This window comes from Lachnoclostridium phytofermentans ISDg (assembly GCF_000018685.1).
Lineage (GTDB): Bacteria > Bacillota > Clostridia > Lachnospirales > Lachnospiraceae > Lachnoclostridium > Lachnoclostridium phytofermentans.
On the sequence record NC_010001.1, the window covers coordinates 514,691 to 535,309 of the forward strand.

Sequence of the window (20,619 nt, forward strand, 5' to 3'; positions counted from 1 at the left end):
TTAAGCATTTTATTCTTAGTTTTAAAGTCCCCTGTGACCTAGTTACATACGGAAGTTTTCTTCTTTGGTATCATCCCAGTACGAGACTATGTGAGTTAGTGATTGAAAGGAAGGAGCAGCAATGTTACCAAAAGTGAAGAGGAAGGCAGAGGTTGTGAAAAATCATTGTGTTGCTTGTGGAGTGTGTGCAAACGTCTGTCCGAAGGATGCAAGTACAATTTATCGTGGAATCTATGCAGTAGTAAACGAAGAACTTTGTGTCGGATGTAGTAAATGCAGCAAGGCTTGTCCAGCAGGAACGATTCGGATGATAGAAAGAGAGGTTTCACAATGAAAATGAAACAACAGACAAAATGGTATGAGAAGCTATGGATAGCATCTTCAATATATCTTATATTATCACCATTTAATATTTTATTTGCATGGCTAGGATTACTTTGTTTTTTTATTCCTCTTTTAATTTCCATGTTTAAGGGAAGCAAGGTATACTGTAACCGCTATTGTGGGAGGGGACAGTTACTTACCATATTAGGTGATCGCTTTAAGTTATCAAGAAATAAAGCAACACCTAGATGGATGCGTTCCAATTATTTTCGATATGGATTTTTAATATTCTTTCTTACTATGTTTGTAAATATGCTCATGAACACTTATTACGTATTAAGAGGAGCGAAGGGTTTAAAGCAAGTGATTACGATTTTATGGACTTTTAAATTACCTTGGAATTTTGCCACGTATTCTTATGCATCATCTTGGATTGTGCAATTCGGATTTGGATTTTACAGTATCATGTTAACTTCCACGATCTTAGGACTTATTACAATGCTACTTTATAAACCAAGGTCTTGGTGTGTGTATTGTCCTATGGGGACTATGACACAAGGCATCTGTAAGTTAAAAGATAAGATGTAAAAGAATCTAAATAACTATAAATAATTACACCCTCCTTTTTATTGTGGTATAATATGGGAGGGTGTTTTCTTTTACAAAGACAAAGGAGAACGGCTTGGTGATAAATGCAAATAAGGCTTTTCGATATTTGTTTTCGCACGAGAATTTCTCTTTATTAGCGAGCGCAAGGCGCTAGAATGGTGGTTAGTATGAGTGTCGGGTATTTAACGATGGATGATGGACCGTCTGATATTACACGAGATATTATCGATTATTTGACGGGAAGAGGGATAAAACCAGTTTTTTTCTTTACAGGTCAGAATATTGAAAAAAGGATGGAAGAGGGAGTTTATGCAATAAAAAAAGGAGCTATCATTGGAAATCACAGTTATTCTCATCCAAATTTTGAACAGTTAACATTAGAGCAATGCATAAGTGAAGTTGAGAAGACAGAGGAGTTAATCAATGAGCTATACAAAAAAGCAGGTGAAGTAAGAAAGTTTAAATTATTCCGATTTCCGTATGGAGCAAGAAAACTTAATGAATCGAAAGAGTTTCAGGAGTATTTAAAGAATCAAAGGTTTTGTAAATTGGATGATATGCACATAACGAGTGAGTGGTATGATAGGGAAGGTTTGATAGAAGGCGTCGATGTTTTGTGGACCTATGATTTTACAGAATATCGCATTCAAAATGATACTTCCCTGACCTATGATGATCTTGTTGCACGCATACACGAAAAGAAACAAGGAAGCAGTGATTCACTTCTTAATGAGGGAAGCAGACATATCGTATTATTACATGATCACGAGGAAACAAATGCTGTAATTTCAAGGTATTATCAGAAATTTCTTGATTATGTTATGTTGCATGGGGTAGATTTTATTGAACCGGAGTTCCGATATCTGTCCTAAGATAATGAAAAAAAATCTACATAATTAGTTCCTATGAAGGAAGAAAATTTTAAATTCACATAGTATTTAAAAAAGATCACTTTTTAATTACTTTTAACATGAAAGATTATTTATTATTAACATGAAAGATTACTTATTATTATCATGGAAGGTTTTTTGATTACTATTAACAAGAAAAATTACCTTACGAATTTTATCTTATTTAGAATCATAAAAAGTGTATCAAAATGGTTAGACACATATTCTAAACCATTTTGATACACTTTTTTATTATTTTCATGTATATTGTAAGTTTAATTATCCATGATGAGGAAAAGTACGCGAAGCGTAATTTTCTTATTTAAGGTTAGCTTTTAATGTCTCGATTAATTCCTCGTATTCCTGATCGGATAATGTTTTTTGCTTAGGGTCCATAGCAAACGTGCCACCCCATTCAAACTCATCCTTATACTTAGGAACAAGATGGAAGTGAAGATGATGTCCGGTGTCGCCGTATGCGCCGTAGTTTACTTTATCCGGATGAAATGCGTTATGAATAGCATTAGCAACCTTATTTACATCTGCAAAAAATGCATTACGTTCTTCCTCTGATAATTCAATCATTTCGCTAACATGAAATTTACTTGCAACAATACATCTTCCTTTGTGGCTTTGCTCTTTAAAAAGATAAACCTTGGATGCAGGTAATTCACAGATTTTGATGCCGAATTTAGCAACTAATTCGCCTTCAGCACAATAAGCACAATTTGGGTCTAACATATTGAGTCCTCCTAAATATATATATATGTAAACAAAGGGCGATAAATATTTTGCTCTTTGTTTCATTTAAATTTAATCTGCAATCAAAGAAGAGATTACATAGGTATAGATATCAGAGCTTTTCTGCTTCCAATTGTTACAGATGAGATTTGCTTCCCGCTCAGTTGGAACGGATAATTTTAAATCAATAATTGCACTGGAACCTTCCATAACACGAAGGTGTGTAATAAATTCATCTTTTTTAACTTCAAAATAATCCGCAAGAGTGGATACCTCCTCACGCAAACTATATTTATGCTCTTTCAGATAAATATCAATGTCGTCGCGGATGGCTTGTGCAATTGTATTGCAAAAGAAGGATAGTGTTTCCTTACCGGAGTCTGTAATTTGATAAAGAGAGCTGTTTCGAATAGTTTCAGCACTAATGTATTGATCGTCAATTAACTCAGAGATTGTCTGTTGAATGCTAAAGTAATTCGTATATTCTTTTTCTAGTATAAAATTTGTTAATTGGCCATTGGTTAGTGGAAAGTCCACCTTGTCTAAGATGTAAAGTACAATTAATTTGTAAAGCATTAGAGTTTCCGCTTGCATTGTTGTTCTCCCTTCTATTCGAGATTGGTTCGAATGTATTTTCCTTGGTAAGAATTACGCTCTTTTAGTTCTTTTTGAATTGTATTTAAAACATTGCGTTTATTGCCGCTCCATAGTGGTGCGATTAGTAGATTTTTTGGTCCATCCCCAGTTATTCTATGAATTACAATATGTGGTGGTAGGTGCTCCAAACATTCTACAAGAGCATTGATATAATCTTCTAGCTGTAAAAGTGAAAACAGAGTTGGTTCTTTCCTATAGAAAGTTTCCAAATCGGTATTCTTTAAAATATGCATGAGTTGTAACTTGATCCCGTGTATTGGTAGTTTTGCTAAATAGTCAATGGTAGATAACATCATTTCTCTCGATTCACCAGGTAAACCAAGGATAACATGTACAATAACTGGGATATTAAGATTAGACAAACGATTTAGCGCATCTTCAAAAATAGGAAGGGTATAACCACGCCGTATCAATTTAGCACTGTTTTCGTGAATGGTTTGTAGTCCAAGTTCTATATAAATTGGCTTTCTTTGATTTAATTCTGCAAGGAGTCTTAACACCTCATCAGGGAAACAATCTGGTCTGGTTGCGATGGAAAGAGCCACAATGTCTTCATGGCCCATCGCTTCTGTAAAAATAGAGCGAAGATAATCTACAGGAGCATAGGTATTGGTATATGCTTGAAAGTAAGCAACATAACGGTTACTTTTCGCCTTTTTTGCTACCCGTTCTTTCGCTGCTTCAATTTGCTCTGTAATTGATAACTTCATACTGGTGGCAAAATCACCAGAACCACCCGAACTACAAAAGATGCAACCACCAGTCCCTAAATTTCCATCTCGATTAGGACAAGTCATGCCGCCATTTAGTGATAGCTTGTATATCTTATCACCGAATTGTTCCTTATAATAAGCATCTAAGGAGTAATAACGCTTACCTTGCCATAAATTCATAATATCATCCTTTATATAAACAAATTAGTATCTATTCTGTTATCCGTTTCTTAGTACTTAATCGTTCCATTATTGAGAATTTGCTTCGGAACACAAAAATCAGAGGGCCGGTGCAAAAAAGTGGACTTTTTATGAGAAATAGCTGCACAATTTCTCATAATTGTATTAACTACTTAATATATGCTTTCACCGCATTACTTACTACTTCACAAACACGTTCGTCAAATGCTTCTGGAATAATATAATCTTCATTTAATTCCTCATTACTTACTAAGTCAGCAATCGCCTTAGCAGCACCAAGTTTCATTTCTTCGGTGATTTGAGTTGCACGACCCTCCAAAGCTCCTTTAAAGATACCAGGGAAAGCAATTACGTTATTGACTTGGTTTGGAAAATCGCTTCTTCCGGTTCCAACGACTTTAGCACCAGCTTCTTTTGCAAGGTCTGGCATAATTTCTGGAACAGGATTTGCCATAGCAAATAGAATGGAATCTTTATTCATAGAAGACACCATTTCAGGTGCAACAATATTAGGAGCGGAAACACCGATGAAGATATCAGTACCCTTTAAGGCATCAGCAAGTGTTCCAGTAGCTCCTTCTAGGTTCGTTACCTCCATCATCTCTTTTTGCATCCAGTTTAAATTCTCAGTTTGATTTGATAGAATTCCAACTTTGTCACATAGAGTCAGATGACAAAATCCGTAATTTAATAGAAGTTTTGTGATAGCGATTCCTGCGCTACCAGCACCATTTACAACAACCCTACAGTCTTCTTTTTTCTTATTGGTTACTTTCAAGGCATTGATTATACCAGCAAGCACAACGATTGCAGTACCATGCTGATCATCATGAAAGACAGGAATTGAGAGTTGCTCTTTTAATCTAGCCTCGATTTCGAAACATCTTGGCGCAGAGATATCTTCAAGATTAATTCCGCCAAACGCTGGCGCTATATGAATAATAGTTTTAATAATTTCTTCGGTATCCTGTGTATCTAAACAAATAGGAAATGCATTAACGCCACCGAATTCTTTAAAAAGGACACATTTTCCTTCCATCACAGGCATAGCTGCGTGTGCACCAATATTACCAAGACCAAGAACGGCACTACCATCACTAACTACTGCAACAGTATTTGCTTTAATTGTGTAACGATAAGCAGCTTCTGAATCATTTGCAATTACTTTACAAGGTTCTGCAACTCCAGGAGTATAGGCAAGTGCTAAATCTTCTCTTGATTTTACCTGACACTTTGAAGTTGTTTCCAATTTCCCGTTCCATTCTTCGTGCAATTTTAGTGCTTTTTCGTTAAGCGTCATATAATAACCATGCCTTTCCGTTGCTTGCAAACTTTGGGTAGCAAGCACAATATTTGAACAGTGAGTAGTTAGGCAAATCACTGTACGAAAAAACTTTGTTTTTTCACACTACTTTCTTCAAACTTTGTGATTTAATTCCTTGGAATGATAGAAAGTTTGCCCTCTTATCTGAGGGCTATACTTTCATAATAATAACACTTAGTACATGGTAAATCAAGTTGAAAGCTTTCGAATAAAATTAGTGCAATTTTGTTAAATTTTGTGTTAGTTTAAGGTTGTTGTAAAAAATACTTTTCTTTTTTAGCAAATAGTGTATAATGAAGCTATCATAAGAAATGTCTCTAGGACACATCATTTTTTCTATATCATTTCTCAACCAATCCTAAGATAGATTAGTTTAATTAAAGGAGCAGAATGAATGAGTAATTTGTATGAAACAAAGTCACTTTCTGAATTGCGTGATATTGCGAAAGAAAAGGGTTTGAAAAGTATTAGCGCATTACGTAAGCAGGAACTGATAGATGCTTTGAATGCATTGGAGAAAGGACAAGGATCAGTTGCCTCCATAAATAAAAGTACGGATGATAAACCTATAAAGCTTGGAACAGAAGAAGTTAAATTGGCAACAGAGGATACAAAGCAGAGTGTAGAGAATCGTGGTATGGAATCTTCTCATATGCAAGGAAATCGAAATAACGTGATACGCAGGCTACCAGAGCAGAATCGTCAACATGAATTGGTAAAAGCACCTGATCAATCTAAGGGAAATGATAATAGCCGAATGAGTGAGAGCTATCGCAGTAATGAAGGTCGGAACATGGATAATCGTTTAGAGAACAGAAACAACGATAATAAAAATAACGATAATAGAAATAATGAAAATCGTAATAATGAAAATAGAAACTATGAAAATAGTAGAAATTATGAAAATAGAAGTAATGAAAATAGAAACAATGAAAATAGAAACAATGAAAATAGAAACAATGAAAATAGAAGCAATGAGATGCTAAGAAATTATGATAATAACCGCCGTACGATGGATAATCGCAGACCAATGGATAACCGCAGATTAAATGAAAATCGCGGATATAATGAATCGGATCGTGTAGTCAGAATAAATCCAACAGGGGATATTTCAGGTAATCAAGCTACTGAGTTAGGCTATAATACAACTTCCTCATCGGATCGTTTTCTTTCACAAGCAAATCAACAGGAAGAAAAATTGCCAATTGATATGGAACAATTGGATTCTGGTGAAACAAAAGAAGGAATTTTAGAGGTATTATCCGATGGATACGGATTTATTCGTTGTGATAATTTTTTACCTGGGGAAAATGATGTTTATGTTTCTCCGGCACAGATTAGAAGATTTAATTTAAAAACTGGTGATATCATTGTAGGAAATACTAGAATACGTAATCAAAACGAAAAGTTCAGCGCTCTTCTTTATATCAAGCTTATTAATGGATTACATCCTTCTGAAGCAGTAAAACGGAAGAAATTCGAAGATTTAACACCGATCTTCCCAAATGAAAGAATTCATCTTGAAACGCCTGGCTGTCAGGTAGCTATGCGAATGGTAGACTTAATTTCACCAATTGGTAAGGGACAAAGAGGTATGATTGTATCCCAGCCAAAAACAGGTAAGACTACCTTGTTAAAACAAGTTGCTAAGGCTATTACAAGAAACCATCCTGAGATGCATTTAATCATTTTATTAATTGATGAGCGACCAGAAGAAGTTACCGATATTAAAGAGTCTATAGAAGGTGGTAATGTAGAAGTAATTTACTCCACTTTTGATGAATTACCAGAGAATCATAAGCGAGTTTCAGAGATGGTTATAGAACGTGCTAAGCGTCTGGTAGAGCATAAAAAAGATGTTGTTATCTTATTAGATAGTATCACAAGACTTGCAAGAGCCTATAACTTAACGGTACAAGCTAGTGGACGTACCTTATCCGGTGGTCTTGACCCTGCAGCACTTCACATGCCGAAAAAGTTTTTCGGAGCAGCAAGAAATATGAGAGAGGGCGGAAGCCTCACTATTTTGGCAACAGCGTTAGTTGAAACCGGTAGCCGTATGGATGATGTTGTATTTGAGGAATTTAAGGGAACCGGTAATATGGAACTTGTATTGGATCGTAATTTATCAGAGAAACGAATCTTCCCAGCAATTGACCTTCCAAAGTCTAGTACACGTCGTGATGATTTATTACTAAATTCCGCTGAGGTGGAAGCAAATTATCTTATGAGGAAGGCGTTAAACGGTCTTAAATCAGAAGATGCAGTAGAACGAATTATTCAAATGTTTGTTAATACAAAAAACAATGCAGAATTTGTCGAAATGATTAAGAAAACAAAGATATAAGTAAAGCTGTTTTAAGATATTTTTAAAGTTTGTCCAGTAGACAATAAAATATACAATAGGTATTGCAATCTTAGTAGGCGTATGCTATAATAAGAAAGCTGTTTATTTGAATGAACAAGTTTCCTCTTTGTTGAAGAGGAACTATCATAGGAATCGGATATAGAGAGGTGAAAATAATGCAAGAAGCTATTCAACCAAAGTACTATCAGGCAAAGGTTACATGTAACTGCGGTAATGAGTTCGTAACTGGATCTACTAAGCCAGAGATCCACGTGGAAGTTTGTTCAAAGTGCCATTCTTTCTACACAGGCCAGCAGAAAGCTGCTGCTGCTCGTGGTGCAATTGACAAGTTCAACCGTAAGTACGGTTTAAACAACTAGTTTTTGAGATAATATTGCATAAAATCAGGTTGAGGTTGTATAATCTCAACCTATTTTTAAATTGTAAATATATGGAATGCCAAACATAGGTAAAAGCATGGCAGGAAAGAGGGATGTAGATGAAATCATCAGGTATTGGTGGTCAGGCAGTTTTAGAAGGCGTTATGATGAAAAATAAAGAGCAATACGCCGTAGCTGTTCGTAAACCCGATAATGAAATCGCTGTTGAAATTAAGGAATACCAAGGCATCGGAAACGGAAATAAGATAATCAAGGCTCCAATTATCAGAGGGGTTATTGCGTTTGCAGACTCCATGGTTCTTGGCGTTAGAGCGTTAACATATTCTGCCTCTTTTTATGAGGAAGAAGAGGAAATAAAAAAAGACTCTAAGAAAAAGGATGGGGTTCTTTCTTTCTTAGTTGTGCTACTCTCCATCTGTATTGCTATAGGATTATTCGTAGCACTTCCAATGTTTTTATCTGATCTATTCTCTAAAGTTATTACATCTTCTATTGTTCTTGGGTTTATTGAAGGTATTATTCGTGTATTATTATTAGTAGGATATATCGTTTCAATTTCATTTATGAAGGACATTAACCGCACCTTTATGTATCACGGTGCTGAACATAAAACAATTAACTGCATCGAACGCGGTTATGATTTAACAGTATCAAACGTTAGAAAACAGTCTAGAAAACATAAAAGATGTGGAACCAGCTTTCTCTTATTTGTAGCATTTATTAGTATTATTGTATTTTTATTTATACGAGTAGATCAAATCTGGCTGCGAGTTGTTCTGAGAGTATTATTAGTCCCAGTCGTTGCTGGAATCTCCTATGAATTAATACGATATGCTGGAAGTCATGATAATGTCTTAGTTACAATTATTAGTGCACCTGGAATGTTAATGCAGCGTCTTACCACAAAAGAACCAGACGATAAAATGATTGAAGTAGCAATTGCGTCGGTGGATGCAGTATTTGATTGGCAGGGATATCTTGAAGGAATCAAGGGAAAAAGTGCTAAGAGAAAACATTCCAATAAAAAAGGAAAAAATCAGAGTAAATCAAATCAAAAGATAAAAGAGGATACTGAGGAAATCGAGGAAATTGAGGATATCGAGGCAGAAGTATTTGCAGCAAACCTAGAAGAAGATTTAAATATTAATACGAAACAGGAAACAAATAAGGTAGAGAAGAAATCAAAGCAAACTACTACAAATTCCACTAAAATAAATTCAAAAAATAACCAGAACAAAGCTCATCAAGCAGTGAAGGATGAGAATAAAGAAGAAATCAAAACTAAGGAAAACAATAAGGTTAGTCAGGGTAGCAAGAGTACTCAAAACAGCAAGAATACTCAAAGTGGTGAGAATGCTCAAAGCAGTAAGAATGCTCAAGGTGGCAAGAATACTCAAAGCGGCGAAAATACTCAAAGCGGCAAGAATACTCAAGAGAGTAAGAATACTCAAAACGATACCTTAACTAGTAACGTTGATTCTTCAGAGGAATTTAAAAATTTGGATAAACTGTTATATGAAATGCCAGAAGTTGCAGTAGAAGAAAAGCAAAACAAGTTAAAAGAGCGTGCACGCAATCAAGAGCAAGTGGTGTTAAGTTCTACAGAGATTGCAGCTTCTCTAGAATCTACTGAGGAAGAAGATGACGAAATTTTACGTGCACTTGATAAGTATTTTTCCAGTGGGAAAGATGCGTAGTAATTAGGATAGATAATTTAAGGAATGATAATGTCGAAAATAACTTATGAAAGTGCCTTGAGGGAGGGATGTACCCTCCTTCAGGCTTCAAGCATCCAAGATGCAGAATTAGATGCCTGGTATTTACTTGAGCATGTGACCGGGCTTAGACGAATTGACTATATGATTCGGGCTAAAGAAGATATGTCGATAGAAGTGTATGAACGCTATCAGCAACTTCTTAAAAAGAGAGCCTTGCATATTCCGCTACAGTATCTTACTGGGAGTCAGGAATTTATGGGGCTTTCTTTTCGCGTCAATGAATCTGTATTAATACCGAGACAGGACACGGAAAGATTAGTAGAAGAAGTCTTAAAAGTTAGTAAGGATAAGGATGTTTTAGAACTGTGTACTGGTTCTGGGTGCATTATTATTAGTCTTGCAAAGCTTGGAAATATAAAAAATGCGGTAGCGGTTGACATCTCTAGTGATGCAATTAAAGTGGCAAAAGAAAATGCAAAGGATAACGAGGTTTTGGTTACTTATCTTTTGAGCGATATGTTCTCTAATGTTTCTGGAACATACGATGTGATTGTTTCAAATCCACCTTATATCGAGTCTGAGGTCATAGAAGGGTTAATGCCGGAAGTAAAAGATCATGAACCAAGAATTGCTCTTGATGGTGATGCAGACGGATTAAAGTTCTATCGGATATTAGCAAAAGAATCTGGTAGATTTTTAAATAAAAATGGTAGACTTTATTTGGAAATTGGCTGTAATCAAGCAGCTTTTATAGGTGAATTATTAAGTCAGAATGGATTTGCCCAAATTAAAGTGGTGAAAGATTATGCTGGTTTGGACCGTGTGGTAAGCGCAGTATATGAGGGGTGAAATGAAGTAAAAGGAGTAAAAAGACGTTTATGAGAAATATTAGGTGTATAGAGATGGTTTTTCTCTAGCTACGTAAACTATATAACAAAGATTTCACTTGAAATACTATGTGTATTAATAGTGTAAAATAAGGAGCATCTCGCCCTTCTTGTGTAAAGCATGTAATGGGTGTTAGCATGAGAAAGATACATTAATAAGACTAGGAAAGATGATGATCTGGTGGTTATGTTAGGCATAAGGTTTTGTAAGACATAAGGTTTTATAAGACATAAAGTTATGCAAGACATAAAGCTATGTAAGGTATAAAATTATACAATGCATAACTGGCCAGTGTTAATAAAAAGCATAAAGTGCTAGAATAGAGGTTAACATGTTTGATAAATTAGAAGATCTATTAATTCGATTTCAGGAAATCCAGAATGAATTAAATGAACCAACCGTAACGAATGACCAAGCAAGATTTCGTAAATTGATGAAAGAGCAAAATGACTTAGGTGAAATCGTAGACAAATACCTTGAGTATAAGCAAACTAAGAAAAATATTGAAGAAAGCTTGGAACTATTAGATGAAGAAAGCGATGAAGAGATGCGTGAGCTTGCAAAGGAAGAATTATCAACCAGCAAAGCAAATCTAGTAGTGATTGAAGAACAGCTTAAGATTTTATTACTTCCAAAGGATCCAAATGATTCAAAGAACGTTATTGTTGAAATTAGAGGTGGCGCAGGTGGAGATGAAGCAGCTTTATTTGCAGCTGAACTTTTCCGTATGTATTCTAAATATGCTGAAACAATGCGTTGGAAAATCGATATGATGAACTTAAATGAAAATGGTATCGGTGGTTTTAAGGAAGTAATCTTCATGATCAATGGCCAAGGAGCTTACTCTAAACTTAAGTACGAAAGTGGAGTACACCGTGTACAAAGAATTCCAGTAACAGAATCTGGCGGAAGAATTCATACTTCAACAGTAACCGTTGCAATTATGCCAGAGGCAGAAGAAGTCGATGTTGAGCTTAATATGAATGATTGTCGATTTGATGTATTCCGTTCTTCTGGTAATGGTGGTCAGTGCGTTAATACGACTGACTCTGCAGTACGATTAACCCATATGCCAACCGGCATCGTAATATCCTGCCAGGATGAGAAATCCCAGTTAAAGAATCGTGATAAGGCATTAAAGGTATTACGCGCAAGATTATACGAATTGGAACTTGAAAAAGCTCATGATGCAGAAGCTGCTGCAAGAAAGAGTCAGGTAGGAACAGGAGACCGTTCTGAGAAGATTCGTACGTATAATTTCCCACAGGGACGTTGTACAGATCATAGAATTAAGCTTACCAGCCATCGTTTGGATGACATTATGAATGGTGACTTGCAAGAAGTAATTGATAGCTTAACTGCAGCAGATCAAGCAGCTAAACTTTCCAATATGCAGGATGAATATTAATATTTAAAAGAGGTTAAGTTTAAAAAGAAATCTCACTCTTGAAAACATGCCCCAAAGGCATCTTAGAAATTCTCTTCACACTTCACACTTACCATAAACAAGGAAAAGTTCGCAAAACGTGCTTTTCCTTGTTTATAGTAATATGATATTGGCAGGCAGTTGTCGTGTGCATAGAGTGTAAATTGTAATAGGAGACAGCTATGTTTCAGAAGAAAAGAAGGTTTTCAACAACAAGAATGATTGCAACTGGTTTCTTAGCAGGGATTATGCTAGGAGCTTTGTTGCTTTCTTTACCGATTGCCACGAAGGCTGGAATTGTTACTCCGCTTGAAGATTCGTTCTTCACAGCGACGACATCCATCTGTGTGACTGGACTGACAACTGTAACAACAGGGGAACATTGGAGTTTCTTTGGACAGTTAGTAATCCTGTTGTTAATACAGTTTGGAGGATTGGGAGTTGTAACCTTCACAACAACAATATTCTTACTTCTAGGTAAGAGAGTAAAATTATCAGATCGCTTGGTAATTCAAAATGCATATAACATTGATACCTTATCAGGTCTCGTAAAGTTAACGAAGAAAATAATTAAGTTTACCCTTATTGTTGAGGGAATAGGAGCTTTTTGTTATTTATTTCAGTTTGTCCCAGAGTTTGGTGTTGTAGATGGGGTATGGTATTCCATCTTTCACGCAGTATCAGCATTTTGTAATGCTGGTATTGATTTAGTTGGTGGTAATAGCTTTATACCATATCGTGATAATCTATGGATTAATCTGGTTACAATGGGCTTAATTGTTCTTGGTGGTATCGGTTTCCCGGTATGGTGGGATGTATTTCACATTTCAAAACAAGCAGTGAAGAAAGATATTAAGGTTCGCTCCATGTTTCGAAGATTAACCTTGCATTCTAAAATTGCCATTACTGTTACAGTAGTTATGATAGTGCTCGGGGCAGTTTTAACCTTTATTCTTGAATTTAACAATCCAGCAACCATTGGAGAATTATCGATAGGAAAGAAAATGCTTAGTTCGCTGTTTCAGTCGGTAACGACCAGAACTGCGGGGTTTGCGACAATTCCACAGCAAAATTTTAAAGATGCGACAAGTATTGTATACTTAGTATGGATGTTTATAGGCGGATCACCTTCTGGTACGGCCGGTGGTATAAAGACAGTAACAGTTGCAGTGATTTTACTATCAACAATATCGATTGTTCGTGGTAAAAAGGATATTGAAATCTTCCAAAGAAGAATATCAGATCAATATTTAAAGAAAGGTCTTGCAGTTGTAATGGTTAGCTTCCTAGTGTTAATGGTAACTACCATTTCATTAAGTGCAATCCAGAATAGTAGCTTTTTAGATACGCTTTATGAGACAACCTCAGCCATTGGTACAGTTGGTCTTACCAGAAATATGACAGGTAGTCTGATGACTGCTGGTAAAATTATCGTTATGATAACAATGTATTTAGGACGTATTGGTCCGATTACGATGGCACTGGCGATTAATGCAGGGAAACATCAAGGAGAAAAATCCTTACCAGAAGGTAAAATCCTGGTAGGATAGTGTGAAATGGGCGTTAGTGAGGTTTTATTAGGAGGCAGTTATGGCAAGAAAAGAATTTGTAGTTTTTGGATTAGGCCGTTTTGGTAAAAGCGTAGCAACCACGCTTGCAGAAGGTGGATGTGAAGTAATGGTTGTAGACAACGATGAAGATAAAATACATGAAATTGCGGATTATGTTACTTATGCGGTACGAGCTGATGTAACAGAAGCCGAATCATTAGAAAGCCTTGGTCTGAGAAATTTTGATGGTGCAGTTATAGCGATTGGTGAGAATTTAGAGGCAAGTGTTATGGTAACAATACTTGTAAAAGAGTTAGGAGTACCTTACGTTCTTGCGAAGGCACAAAATGAGCTACATGCGAAAGTGCTAAAGAAGGTTGGAGCTGATATGGTGGTATTTCCAGAGAAAGAAACTGGAATCCGTATCGCAAACAATTTGATGATGGGAAATTTCTTTGATGCAATTGAATTGTCTTCTACATCTAGCATGATGGAGCTTGACATCTTACAAGAATGGATAGGACATTCTTTACGAGAGTTAAATTTACGCGCTAAAAATAAAATTAATGTAATTGGGATCAAAAGAGATGACCAGCTTAATATCAATCCAGATGCAGATATGCCACTGGAAAGAAATGATGTATTAGTTATCATCGGTAAAAATGAGATATTAAATAAGTTAGCGAATCAGTAAAAATGGTAACTTACTATCTATTCTAGTACGCAAAATTGCTATTGTATAAAAATAAGCGAAAGCAGTGAAGAAATGAGGAATATATGATTACTAGTTCATCGAATAGTCAAATCAAAAACTTAATAAAACTTCAAAAACAAAGCAAGGTTAGGAATGAACTGAAGGTATTTGTCTGTGAAGGCAAGAAGATGTTTGAAGAAGTTGCAAGCCAACAGCGGAATCAAATCAAGAAGGTTTACCTAGCAGAAAGCTATTATCATCAATATACGAAACAAAATCCAGAATACTTAAAAGGGTTGGATTTTGAAGTATTATCTGATCAAGTTATGAAGGAAGCATCTGAAACGATAACACCTCAAGGAATATTAGCGATTGTTAAGCAGCCAATTTATACCCTAAAAGATATGACTTCCGGTGATTCCATCCGATTGCTTCTACTTGAAGATATCAGAGATCCAGGAAATTTGGGTACGATGGTAAGAACAGCAGAAGGTGTTGGAATGACTGGTATTGTACTTAGTAAAGATAGTGTTGATATGTTTAACCCAAAGGTAATCCGTTCTACCATGGGAGCTATATTTCGGGTGCCTTTCTTCTATGCTGAAGATTTTTATGCATGCCTAAATCAAATCAAAAATGAGGAAATAGCGATATATGCAGCTCATTTGCAAGGTGCGGTATGGTATGATAAAGTTTCTTATCAAGGGAAGTCCGCTATTCTAATTGGAAATGAAGCGAATGGGCTAAGTGATAAAGCAACTTCACTTTCTACACAGAGAATTAAGATACCGATGGAAGGCAATGTTGAATCCCTAAATGCAGCAATCGCAGCGGCTGTGTTAATGTATGAGTCTTATCGTCAGATTCGAAACCATTAGGTGGATTAGATAAAGGAATTTTATAACGGATTTTTTTGCTTAAAGTGCATTCGATAGTTTTCATTATTTTAACATTAGTTATAACTATTTTAATTCACATCAGTAAGGTGGGGCATTTACTCTTTAGATATGCAATTATCTATGAGAATGCTCTTTTTTGTTGCGAATAAGTAGCGTTTTGTCACCGTAGCTGACATCCGAATTATGAGGAACATAGAATGGCAATGTATTTCTTCCCTAGTAAAAATCTATTTTTTATTATAAAACATGGGCAGATTGTCTTAGATTTATGTATCTTTCTCTTATATTTTGTACATGGAAAAATAGAGTAGTCACGTTTTGTCAAATGGTGACTAGCGGTTTGACTTTTCAAAGCGGGATTTCTTCGTTATAATGAATGTAAAATTATGGAAAGGACAAACCACCATGAAGTTCATCGAGAGTTTTTACGATAATTATACGTTCTTGTACATCATGGGCGGGATATGTTGCATTGGAGTACTGATGAAATGCTGCCTGCTGTATGGGTACGCAAGATTAATTCGCGCCTCGGAATCGATGGCCACGACAAATACAAATTGGATGAAAAACATGAAGATGCGATTTGAAACCTCATACCAACTAAAAATCGGTGTGAATAACGTGGATATTTTTGTGGACAAGCATGTGAATAGAAGTAAATTCTGTGGAATATTGTTATCCACATGGGAGAATTTAAGTGGACAGACTATTACTTTATGCCTTGCAATAGGTACGTTTGCAGGTATTTCAGGACTTGTCTATAATTGTGGAACAGGACGCGTTTTATTCACATTCTTTGTTGGCGCTTGGACAGCTATTATTGTGAATATTGTGGATAACGTTGTGAATATCCCTGCTCATAGGCAATTATTAAGGCTGAATTTAAAAGATTATTTCGAAAATTACCTAAAGACTCGTATGGAACAGGAGCATTTAAATGCTGAAATCCGAAAGCAAACGAGACGAGAATATCTCTATGAGATAACGAACAGTGTCGCATCTCAAACAGCTGCTACCTTACAAGATCCCGAACTAGCAAAACGTTTAGAGGACGCTAAGAGAGAGGTGGAAGAGGCATTACTAGTGACGCCAGTAAAAGTAGTAAATCCAAGGCCAGTAGTGGTAAAACAAGCCCTTTCCAAAAGTGCTCCATTAAAAGTTGAAAAAGAGTTTGAGAATAAAATTGATAAGAAAGAGGATAAAATTGATAAGAAAGAGCAAAAAAATCAATTGAAACTCTTAAAAACAATGGAAATGGAAAGAGAAAAGGAACTTAGAGAAGAGAAAAAAAGATTAGAAGCTTTATCAAAAGAATCCACCAAGGAAAAGAAAAAAGAGGACAAAAAGATTGCCAAACTTGATAAGAAAAATGAAAAATTAGCCTTAAAAGAATCCTTCAAGCAAGAAAAATTTCAGAAAAAAGAAGAACTAGAACAAGCAAAGTTGCAGGCTTTCCATGAAGAAAGGCAAGAAAAACTTGCTAAAAAAGAAGAAAAGAAACAAGTGAAACAAGGCAAAAAGCAATCTAAGATAGATGCAAGTATCGCTAAAAAAGAGCAAAAAGAAAAAGAAAAGGATTTGGAAAAACAGGCTCTGATGGCAAAGCAACAAGAAAGGGAAGAAAAAAAACAAGCAATTTTAGAAAGAAAGGCTACGATAAAGCAAGAAAAAATAGATAAAAAAGAAGAAAATCGTCTTGCAAAATTAAAGGCAAAAGAGGATGCTAAAATTTCAAAGTATGTTCATAAGCAACAAAAGCTTCAAGAAAAAATAGCAAAAGCTTCTAACCCTAATGTGAACATGATGGAAAAAGAAGAGAAATCGAATGGTTCAAAAGTTTCTCAAAAAGCATATATGGAAAAGATGAGATTAAAAGAAGAGAAGCAAAGAAGTCAAGTTCGTTTGGAAGAAGAAAGAAGAATAAAAGCCCTTAATAGTGAAAAAAATGCAAATCTTCCAGAAACTAATCTTTATGAAGCTGCTCAGGACATTATTGATGAACTTGTGAAGCAAAAGAAAGAGGATAGCATTAATCTTAAACAAGCTATGGAAAATGAGAGTGAAATGAAACAAGAAGCTAATGAATGTTTAGCAACAAGTAAGGAAGATGATGAATTAATAGAGGAAGTATTAAGAGAGTTTTTCATGTAAGTAAAAATTAGTATTTGCGAAAATTTACGAAAACCTTGAAAACATTAAATAGGAATGGTAGAATAGTCATGTTTATAATAGAGCATTTGTAGAGAATAGATTTCCTGTGATAAGGAAATCCTGTAAGATATGAATGCTTTATTGATATCATTTTATAAATTTGTAGTTGATACTTTAAATACATAAGTAAGGAGTGTAAATTGGTATGGCGAAAGTAAACTTTGACTATTCTATTGCAAAACAGTTTTTTAGTAAAGAAGAATTAAGTTACATGAAAGGGGCAGCAGAAGCTGCAAAACAGATTTTATTAGAGAAGACAGGTGCGGGTAACGATTTCTTAGGCTGGATTGATCTTCCTGTAGATTATGATAAAGAGGAATTTGAGAGAATTATTACATCTGCGAAAAAGATTCAATCCGATTCTGAAGTATTGCTTGTAATTGGTATTGGTGGTTCTTACCTTGGTGCTAGAGCTGCAATTGAATTTTTACGCCATAGTTTTTATAATTCTGTGTCGAAGGAAGTTCGTAAAACACCAGAAATTTATTATGTCGGAAACAATATTAGCAGCACATACTTATCTCATTTAATTGAAGTAATTGGTGATCGCGATTTCTCTGTCAATATCATCAGTAAGTCAGGTACTACTACAGAGCCAGCGATAGCATTCCGTATCTTTAAGAAGCTCCTGATTCAAAAATATGGAAAAGTTGAAGCAGCAAAGAGAATTTATGCAACTACTGATAAATCAAAAGGTGCATTAAAGAATCTTGCGACCGAGGAAGGTTATGAAAGTTTCGTTGTACCAGATGATGTTGGAGGTCGTTTCTCTGTGTTAACAGCGGTTGGTTTATTGCCAATTGCAGTATCAGGTGCTGATATCAAGCAACTCATGGATGGTGCTGCTAGCATGAGAGAACGTTGCTTAAATAATAAATTTGAAGAAAATGATTCCCTTCTCTATGCTAGTATTCGAAACATCTTATTAAGAAAAGGAAAGAATATTGAAATCCTTGCTAATTACGAACCAGCACTCCATTATGTTGGGGAGTGGTGGAAGCAGTTATATGGTGAAAGTGAAGGTAAAGACAAGAAAGGTATCTTCCCTGCAAGTGTTGACTTAACTACGGATTTACATTCCATGGGACAGTTTATCCAAGATGGACAAAGAACCATGTTTGAGACTGTTATAAATCTAGAAAAATCCACCTGCGAAGTTATTCTTGAGGAAGAAGATGTTGATTTGGATGGATTAAATTACTTAGCAGGTAAGAGCGTTGATTTCATTAATAAGAGTGCAATGAAGGGAACCTTATTAGCTCATACAGATGGTGATGTACCTAATCTTATTGTCAATATTGCAGAACAATCTGAGTTTTGCTTAGGTGAATTATTCTACTTCTTTGAATTTGCTTGTGGAGTAAGTGGATATATCCTAGGAGTAAATCCATTTGATCAACCAGGTGTTGAAAGTTATAAAAAGAATATGTTTGCTTTACTTGGTAAGCCAGGTTTTGAGGAGCTAAGTAAGAAATTACAAGAGAGATTACAGTAAGAGAATGATGATTCATGAAAGGGTAAAGTTTGCGAAGTGTACTTTACTTGTATAAGAATCTCTGTTTTAATAAATTAGTTTATATTAAAGTTTTGAGAGGCTGTTTCGTGTAACGGCCTCTTTCTTTATCGCATTGGAAGGTTCGCAAAGTGTGCATATTGTATTAATATAATGATTATATTATACGGGATAGTTCATGTAGTATAATGATATTACGTGTGAAAATAAGTGACATTGGTTAATACTAAGCAACAAATGGTGTTTACTTTACAATATTAATTGATTACATTGTAATTATAAGAAATAGTACATAAACAAGAAAGGATATGTAGATGGAAGGATTCGATTTTTCAAAAGAATATGGAATCGTGCTGGAAGGTGGAGGTGCCAAGGGAGCTTACCAAATTGGAGTTTGGAAAGCAATGAGAGAACTAGGCATCAAAATTAAAGGAATCAGCGGAGTATCCGTAGGTGCTTTAAATGGAGCTCTCATCTGCATGGGAGATTTTGATAAGGCAATAAAGCTTTGGGAGAGCATAACTTATGACAGAGTTATGGAAGTTGATAATGAACAGATGGAACATCTGATAAAACGTGAGTTAAAGCAGTTGAAATTGGTGGATTTAACTAAGACAGGGATGAGGGTTCTTGCTTCTCGAGGTTTTAAAGTTGCGCCATTAAAAAGCATGATTGAAGAGGTTGTCGATGAAAATAAAATTCGTGAATCTAATATTGAATTTTATTTAGGAACATTTTGCATTAGTGACATGAAGCAATTAGAGATCTGCGCTGCAGAAGCTGAACCAGAAAAATTAAAAGACTATCTTTTAGCAAGTGCATATTTCCCTGCATTTAAAAATGAAAAGCTTCATGGACTTAGTTATGTAGATGGCGGAGTTATGAATAATGTGCCAATCGATACTCTGATTAAAAATGGATATAAAGACATCATTGTTGTTCGTATCTATGGGATTGGTGTAGAGAAACGTGTGAAGATACCGGAAGATGTTAGGGTAACAACAGTTGCACCGAGGGTGGATCTAGGTAGTATTTTGGAGTTTGATGGGAAAAAGACGCAGCGGAATATAACCATTGGCTATTTTGATGCGATGAGAGTATTCAAATTCTTAAAGGGAAAGATATATTATGTAGATGCAATGCTTAATGAAAGAGATTGTTTAGAGCTATTTTTAGAATGTCATCCAAGCGTTACAATGGCCTATCACGAATATTATAAACTCGATTACTCCAATGAAGCTCTTTATACCAGAGATATGTTAGAGACGATTCTACCTCTTATTGCGGAGGAACTAAAATTAGCGAAAGATTGGAGCTATTTTGATTTATATCTCGCCCTACTCGAACTTTGCGCTAAATATATGCATGTCCAAAAGTATTATATTTATACAGAACAAGAATTAGTTAACAAGATAAAAATAAAATATGAACTTCGAAAGAAGAGGCATGATTCTAAAGAAATACCACCATTTGTACAGCTTGCTCTAGGATTCATAACCATACAATAGTAATA

Annotated in this window: 18 protein-coding genes; 14 read left to right on the plus strand and 4 right to left on the minus strand. The window is 35.4% G+C overall.

All coding sequences use genetic code 11. The features are described from left to right. The first annotated feature begins 121 nt into the window (after window positions 1–121). The 3 genes from CPHY_RS02250 (at window position 122) to CPHY_RS02260 (ending at window position 1,805) form a co-directional block, all read left to right on the plus strand. Complete coding sequence (locus CPHY_RS02250) at window positions 122–334, plus strand: ATP-binding protein (protein WP_012198433.1); 213 nt, start codon at window positions 122–124, stop codon at window positions 332–334. After that, window positions 331–912: a 4Fe-4S binding protein gene (locus tag CPHY_RS02255; protein ID WP_012198434.1), complete on the plus strand. Its 582-nt coding sequence runs from the start codon at window positions 331–333 to the stop codon at window positions 910–912. The genes CPHY_RS02250 and CPHY_RS02255 overlap by 4 nt, the downstream gene beginning before the upstream one ends. Window positions 913–1,100: 188 nt before the next feature. Then, the gene (locus tag CPHY_RS02260) at window positions 1,101–1,805 is read left to right on the plus strand and encodes a polysaccharide deacetylase family protein (RefSeq protein ID WP_012198435.1); all 705 of its coding nucleotides are present in this window, start codon (window positions 1,101–1,103) and stop codon (window positions 1,803–1,805) included. Between the two features lie 336 nt (window positions 1,806–2,141). On the opposite strand, the gene CPHY_RS02265 is transcribed toward CPHY_RS02260, so the two are convergent. The 4 genes from CPHY_RS02265 to CPHY_RS02280 all read right to left on the minus strand — a co-directional run bounded on the left by CPHY_RS02265 (window position 2,142) and on the right by CPHY_RS02280 (window position 5,435). After that, window positions 2,142–2,564 (minus strand): HIT family protein, encoded by a 423-nt coding sequence (locus CPHY_RS02265; RefSeq protein WP_012198436.1) that lies wholly within the window; start codon window positions 2,562–2,564, stop codon window positions 2,142–2,144. Between the two features lie 72 nt (window positions 2,565–2,636). Beyond that, window positions 2,637–3,158, minus strand: coding sequence for a DUF4364 family protein (locus tag CPHY_RS02270; protein ID WP_012198437.1), 522 nt, complete (start codon window positions 3,156–3,158; stop codon window positions 2,637–2,639). 14 nt (window positions 3,159–3,172) lie between these two features. Continuing rightward, window positions 3,173–4,114, minus strand: a complete 942-nt coding sequence (locus CPHY_RS02275) for a TIGR01212 family radical SAM protein (protein ID WP_012198438.1) — start codon at window positions 4,112–4,114, stop codon at window positions 3,173–3,175. Window positions 4,115–4,283: 169 nt separating this feature from the next. Then, on the minus strand, window positions 4,284–5,435 hold the full coding sequence (locus tag CPHY_RS02280; RefSeq protein ID WP_012198439.1) for an NAD(P)-dependent malic enzyme: 1,152 nt from the start codon (window positions 5,433–5,435) through the stop codon (window positions 4,284–4,286). Window positions 5,436–5,853: 418 nt separating this feature from the next. On the opposite strand from CPHY_RS02280, the gene rho reads away from it, so the two are divergent. From rho to CPHY_RS02335, 11 genes are all read left to right on the plus strand, one after another. Further along, window positions 5,854–7,806, plus strand: a complete 1,953-nt coding sequence (rho, locus tag CPHY_RS02285) for a transcription termination factor Rho (RefSeq protein WP_012198440.1) — start codon at window positions 5,854–5,856, stop codon at window positions 7,804–7,806. Between the two features lie 176 nt (window positions 7,807–7,982). Continuing rightward, entirely contained in the window at window positions 7,983–8,186 is a 204-nt protein-coding gene (gene rpmE / locus CPHY_RS02290) for a 50S ribosomal protein L31 (RefSeq protein WP_029502121.1), read from the plus strand. A 119-nt stretch (window positions 8,187–8,305) separates the two neighbouring features. Continuing rightward, window positions 8,306–9,904 (plus strand): DUF1385 domain-containing protein, encoded by a 1,599-nt coding sequence (locus CPHY_RS22385; protein ID WP_012198442.1) that lies wholly within the window; start codon window positions 8,306–8,308, stop codon window positions 9,902–9,904. Between the two features lie 30 nt (window positions 9,905–9,934). Next, window positions 9,935–10,774 carry a peptide chain release factor N(5)-glutamine methyltransferase gene (prmC, locus tag CPHY_RS02300; protein ID WP_012198443.1) on the plus strand — a complete coding sequence of 280 codons (840 nt, stop codon included), beginning with the start codon at window positions 9,935–9,937 and terminating at the stop codon, window positions 10,772–10,774. A 370-nt stretch (window positions 10,775–11,144) separates the two neighbouring features. Then, window positions 11,145–12,221 carry a peptide chain release factor 1 gene (gene prfA, locus CPHY_RS02305; protein ID WP_012198444.1) on the plus strand — a complete coding sequence of 359 codons (1,077 nt, stop codon included), beginning with the start codon at window positions 11,145–11,147 and terminating at the stop codon, window positions 12,219–12,221. A gap of 200 nt (window positions 12,222–12,421) precedes the next feature. Beyond that, entirely contained in the window at window positions 12,422–13,789 is a 1,368-nt protein-coding gene (locus CPHY_RS02310; protein ID WP_012198445.1) for a TrkH family potassium uptake protein, read from the plus strand. A gap of 40 nt (window positions 13,790–13,829) precedes the next feature. Next, window positions 13,830–14,483, plus strand: coding sequence for a potassium channel family protein (locus CPHY_RS02315; protein ID WP_012198446.1), 654 nt, complete (start codon window positions 13,830–13,832; stop codon window positions 14,481–14,483). A gap of 83 nt (window positions 14,484–14,566) precedes the next feature. Continuing rightward, entirely contained in the window at window positions 14,567–15,361 is a 795-nt protein-coding gene (locus CPHY_RS02320; protein WP_012198447.1) for a TrmH family RNA methyltransferase, read from the plus strand. Window positions 15,362–16,465: 1,104 nt separating this feature from the next. Then, entirely contained in the window at window positions 16,466–17,533 is a 1,068-nt protein-coding gene (locus CPHY_RS02325) for a coiled-coil domain-containing protein (RefSeq protein ID WP_157668638.1), read from the plus strand. Window positions 17,534–17,738: 205 nt separating this feature from the next. Further along, entirely contained in the window at window positions 17,739–19,088 is a 1,350-nt protein-coding gene (locus CPHY_RS02330; protein WP_012198449.1) for a glucose-6-phosphate isomerase, read from the plus strand. Between the two features lie 332 nt (window positions 19,089–19,420). Continuing rightward, window positions 19,421–20,614: a patatin-like phospholipase family protein gene (locus CPHY_RS02335; protein WP_012198450.1), complete on the plus strand. Its 1,194-nt coding sequence runs from the start codon at window positions 19,421–19,423 to the stop codon at window positions 20,612–20,614. The last annotated feature ends 5 nt before the right edge of the window (window positions 20,615–20,619 follow it).

Coding starts and splice junctions, on each gene's coding strand:
- CPHY_RS02250 (WP_012198433.1), top strand. CDS start 122: ATGTTACCAAAAGTGAAGAGGAAGGCAGAGGTTGTGAAAAATCATTGT.
- CPHY_RS02255 (WP_012198434.1), top strand. CDS start 331: ATGAAAATGAAACAACAGACAAAATGGTATGAGAAGCTATGGATAGCA.
- CPHY_RS02260 (WP_012198435.1), top strand. CDS start 1,101: ATGAGTGTCGGGTATTTAACGATGGATGATGGACCGTCTGATATTACA.
- CPHY_RS02265 (WP_012198436.1), bottom strand. CDS start 2,564: ATGTTAGACCCAAATTGTGCTTATTGTGCTGAAGGCGAATTAGTTGCT.
- CPHY_RS02270 (WP_012198437.1), bottom strand. CDS start 3,158: ATGCAAGCGGAAACTCTAATGCTTTACAAATTAATTGTACTTTACATC.
- CPHY_RS02275 (WP_012198438.1), bottom strand. CDS start 4,114: ATGAATTTATGGCAAGGTAAGCGTTATTACTCCTTAGATGCTTATTAT.
- CPHY_RS02280 (WP_012198439.1), bottom strand. CDS start 5,435: ATGACGCTTAACGAAAAAGCACTAAAATTGCACGAAGAATGGAACGGG.
- rho (WP_012198440.1), top strand. CDS start 5,854: ATGAGTAATTTGTATGAAACAAAGTCACTTTCTGAATTGCGTGATATT.
- rpmE (WP_029502121.1), top strand. CDS start 7,983: ATGCAAGAAGCTATTCAACCAAAGTACTATCAGGCAAAGGTTACATGT.
- CPHY_RS22385 (WP_012198442.1), top strand. CDS start 8,306: ATGAAATCATCAGGTATTGGTGGTCAGGCAGTTTTAGAAGGCGTTATG.
- prmC (WP_012198443.1), top strand. CDS start 9,935: ATGTCGAAAATAACTTATGAAAGTGCCTTGAGGGAGGGATGTACCCTC.
- prfA (WP_012198444.1), top strand. CDS start 11,145: ATGTTTGATAAATTAGAAGATCTATTAATTCGATTTCAGGAAATCCAG.
- CPHY_RS02310 (WP_012198445.1), top strand. CDS start 12,422: ATGTTTCAGAAGAAAAGAAGGTTTTCAACAACAAGAATGATTGCAACT.
- CPHY_RS02315 (WP_012198446.1), top strand. CDS start 13,830: ATGGCAAGAAAAGAATTTGTAGTTTTTGGATTAGGCCGTTTTGGTAAA.
- CPHY_RS02320 (WP_012198447.1), top strand. CDS start 14,567: ATGATTACTAGTTCATCGAATAGTCAAATCAAAAACTTAATAAAACTT.
- CPHY_RS02330 (WP_012198449.1), top strand. CDS start 17,739: ATGGCGAAAGTAAACTTTGACTATTCTATTGCAAAACAGTTTTTTAGT.
- CPHY_RS02335 (WP_012198450.1), top strand. CDS start 19,421: ATGGAAGGATTCGATTTTTCAAAAGAATATGGAATCGTGCTGGAAGGT.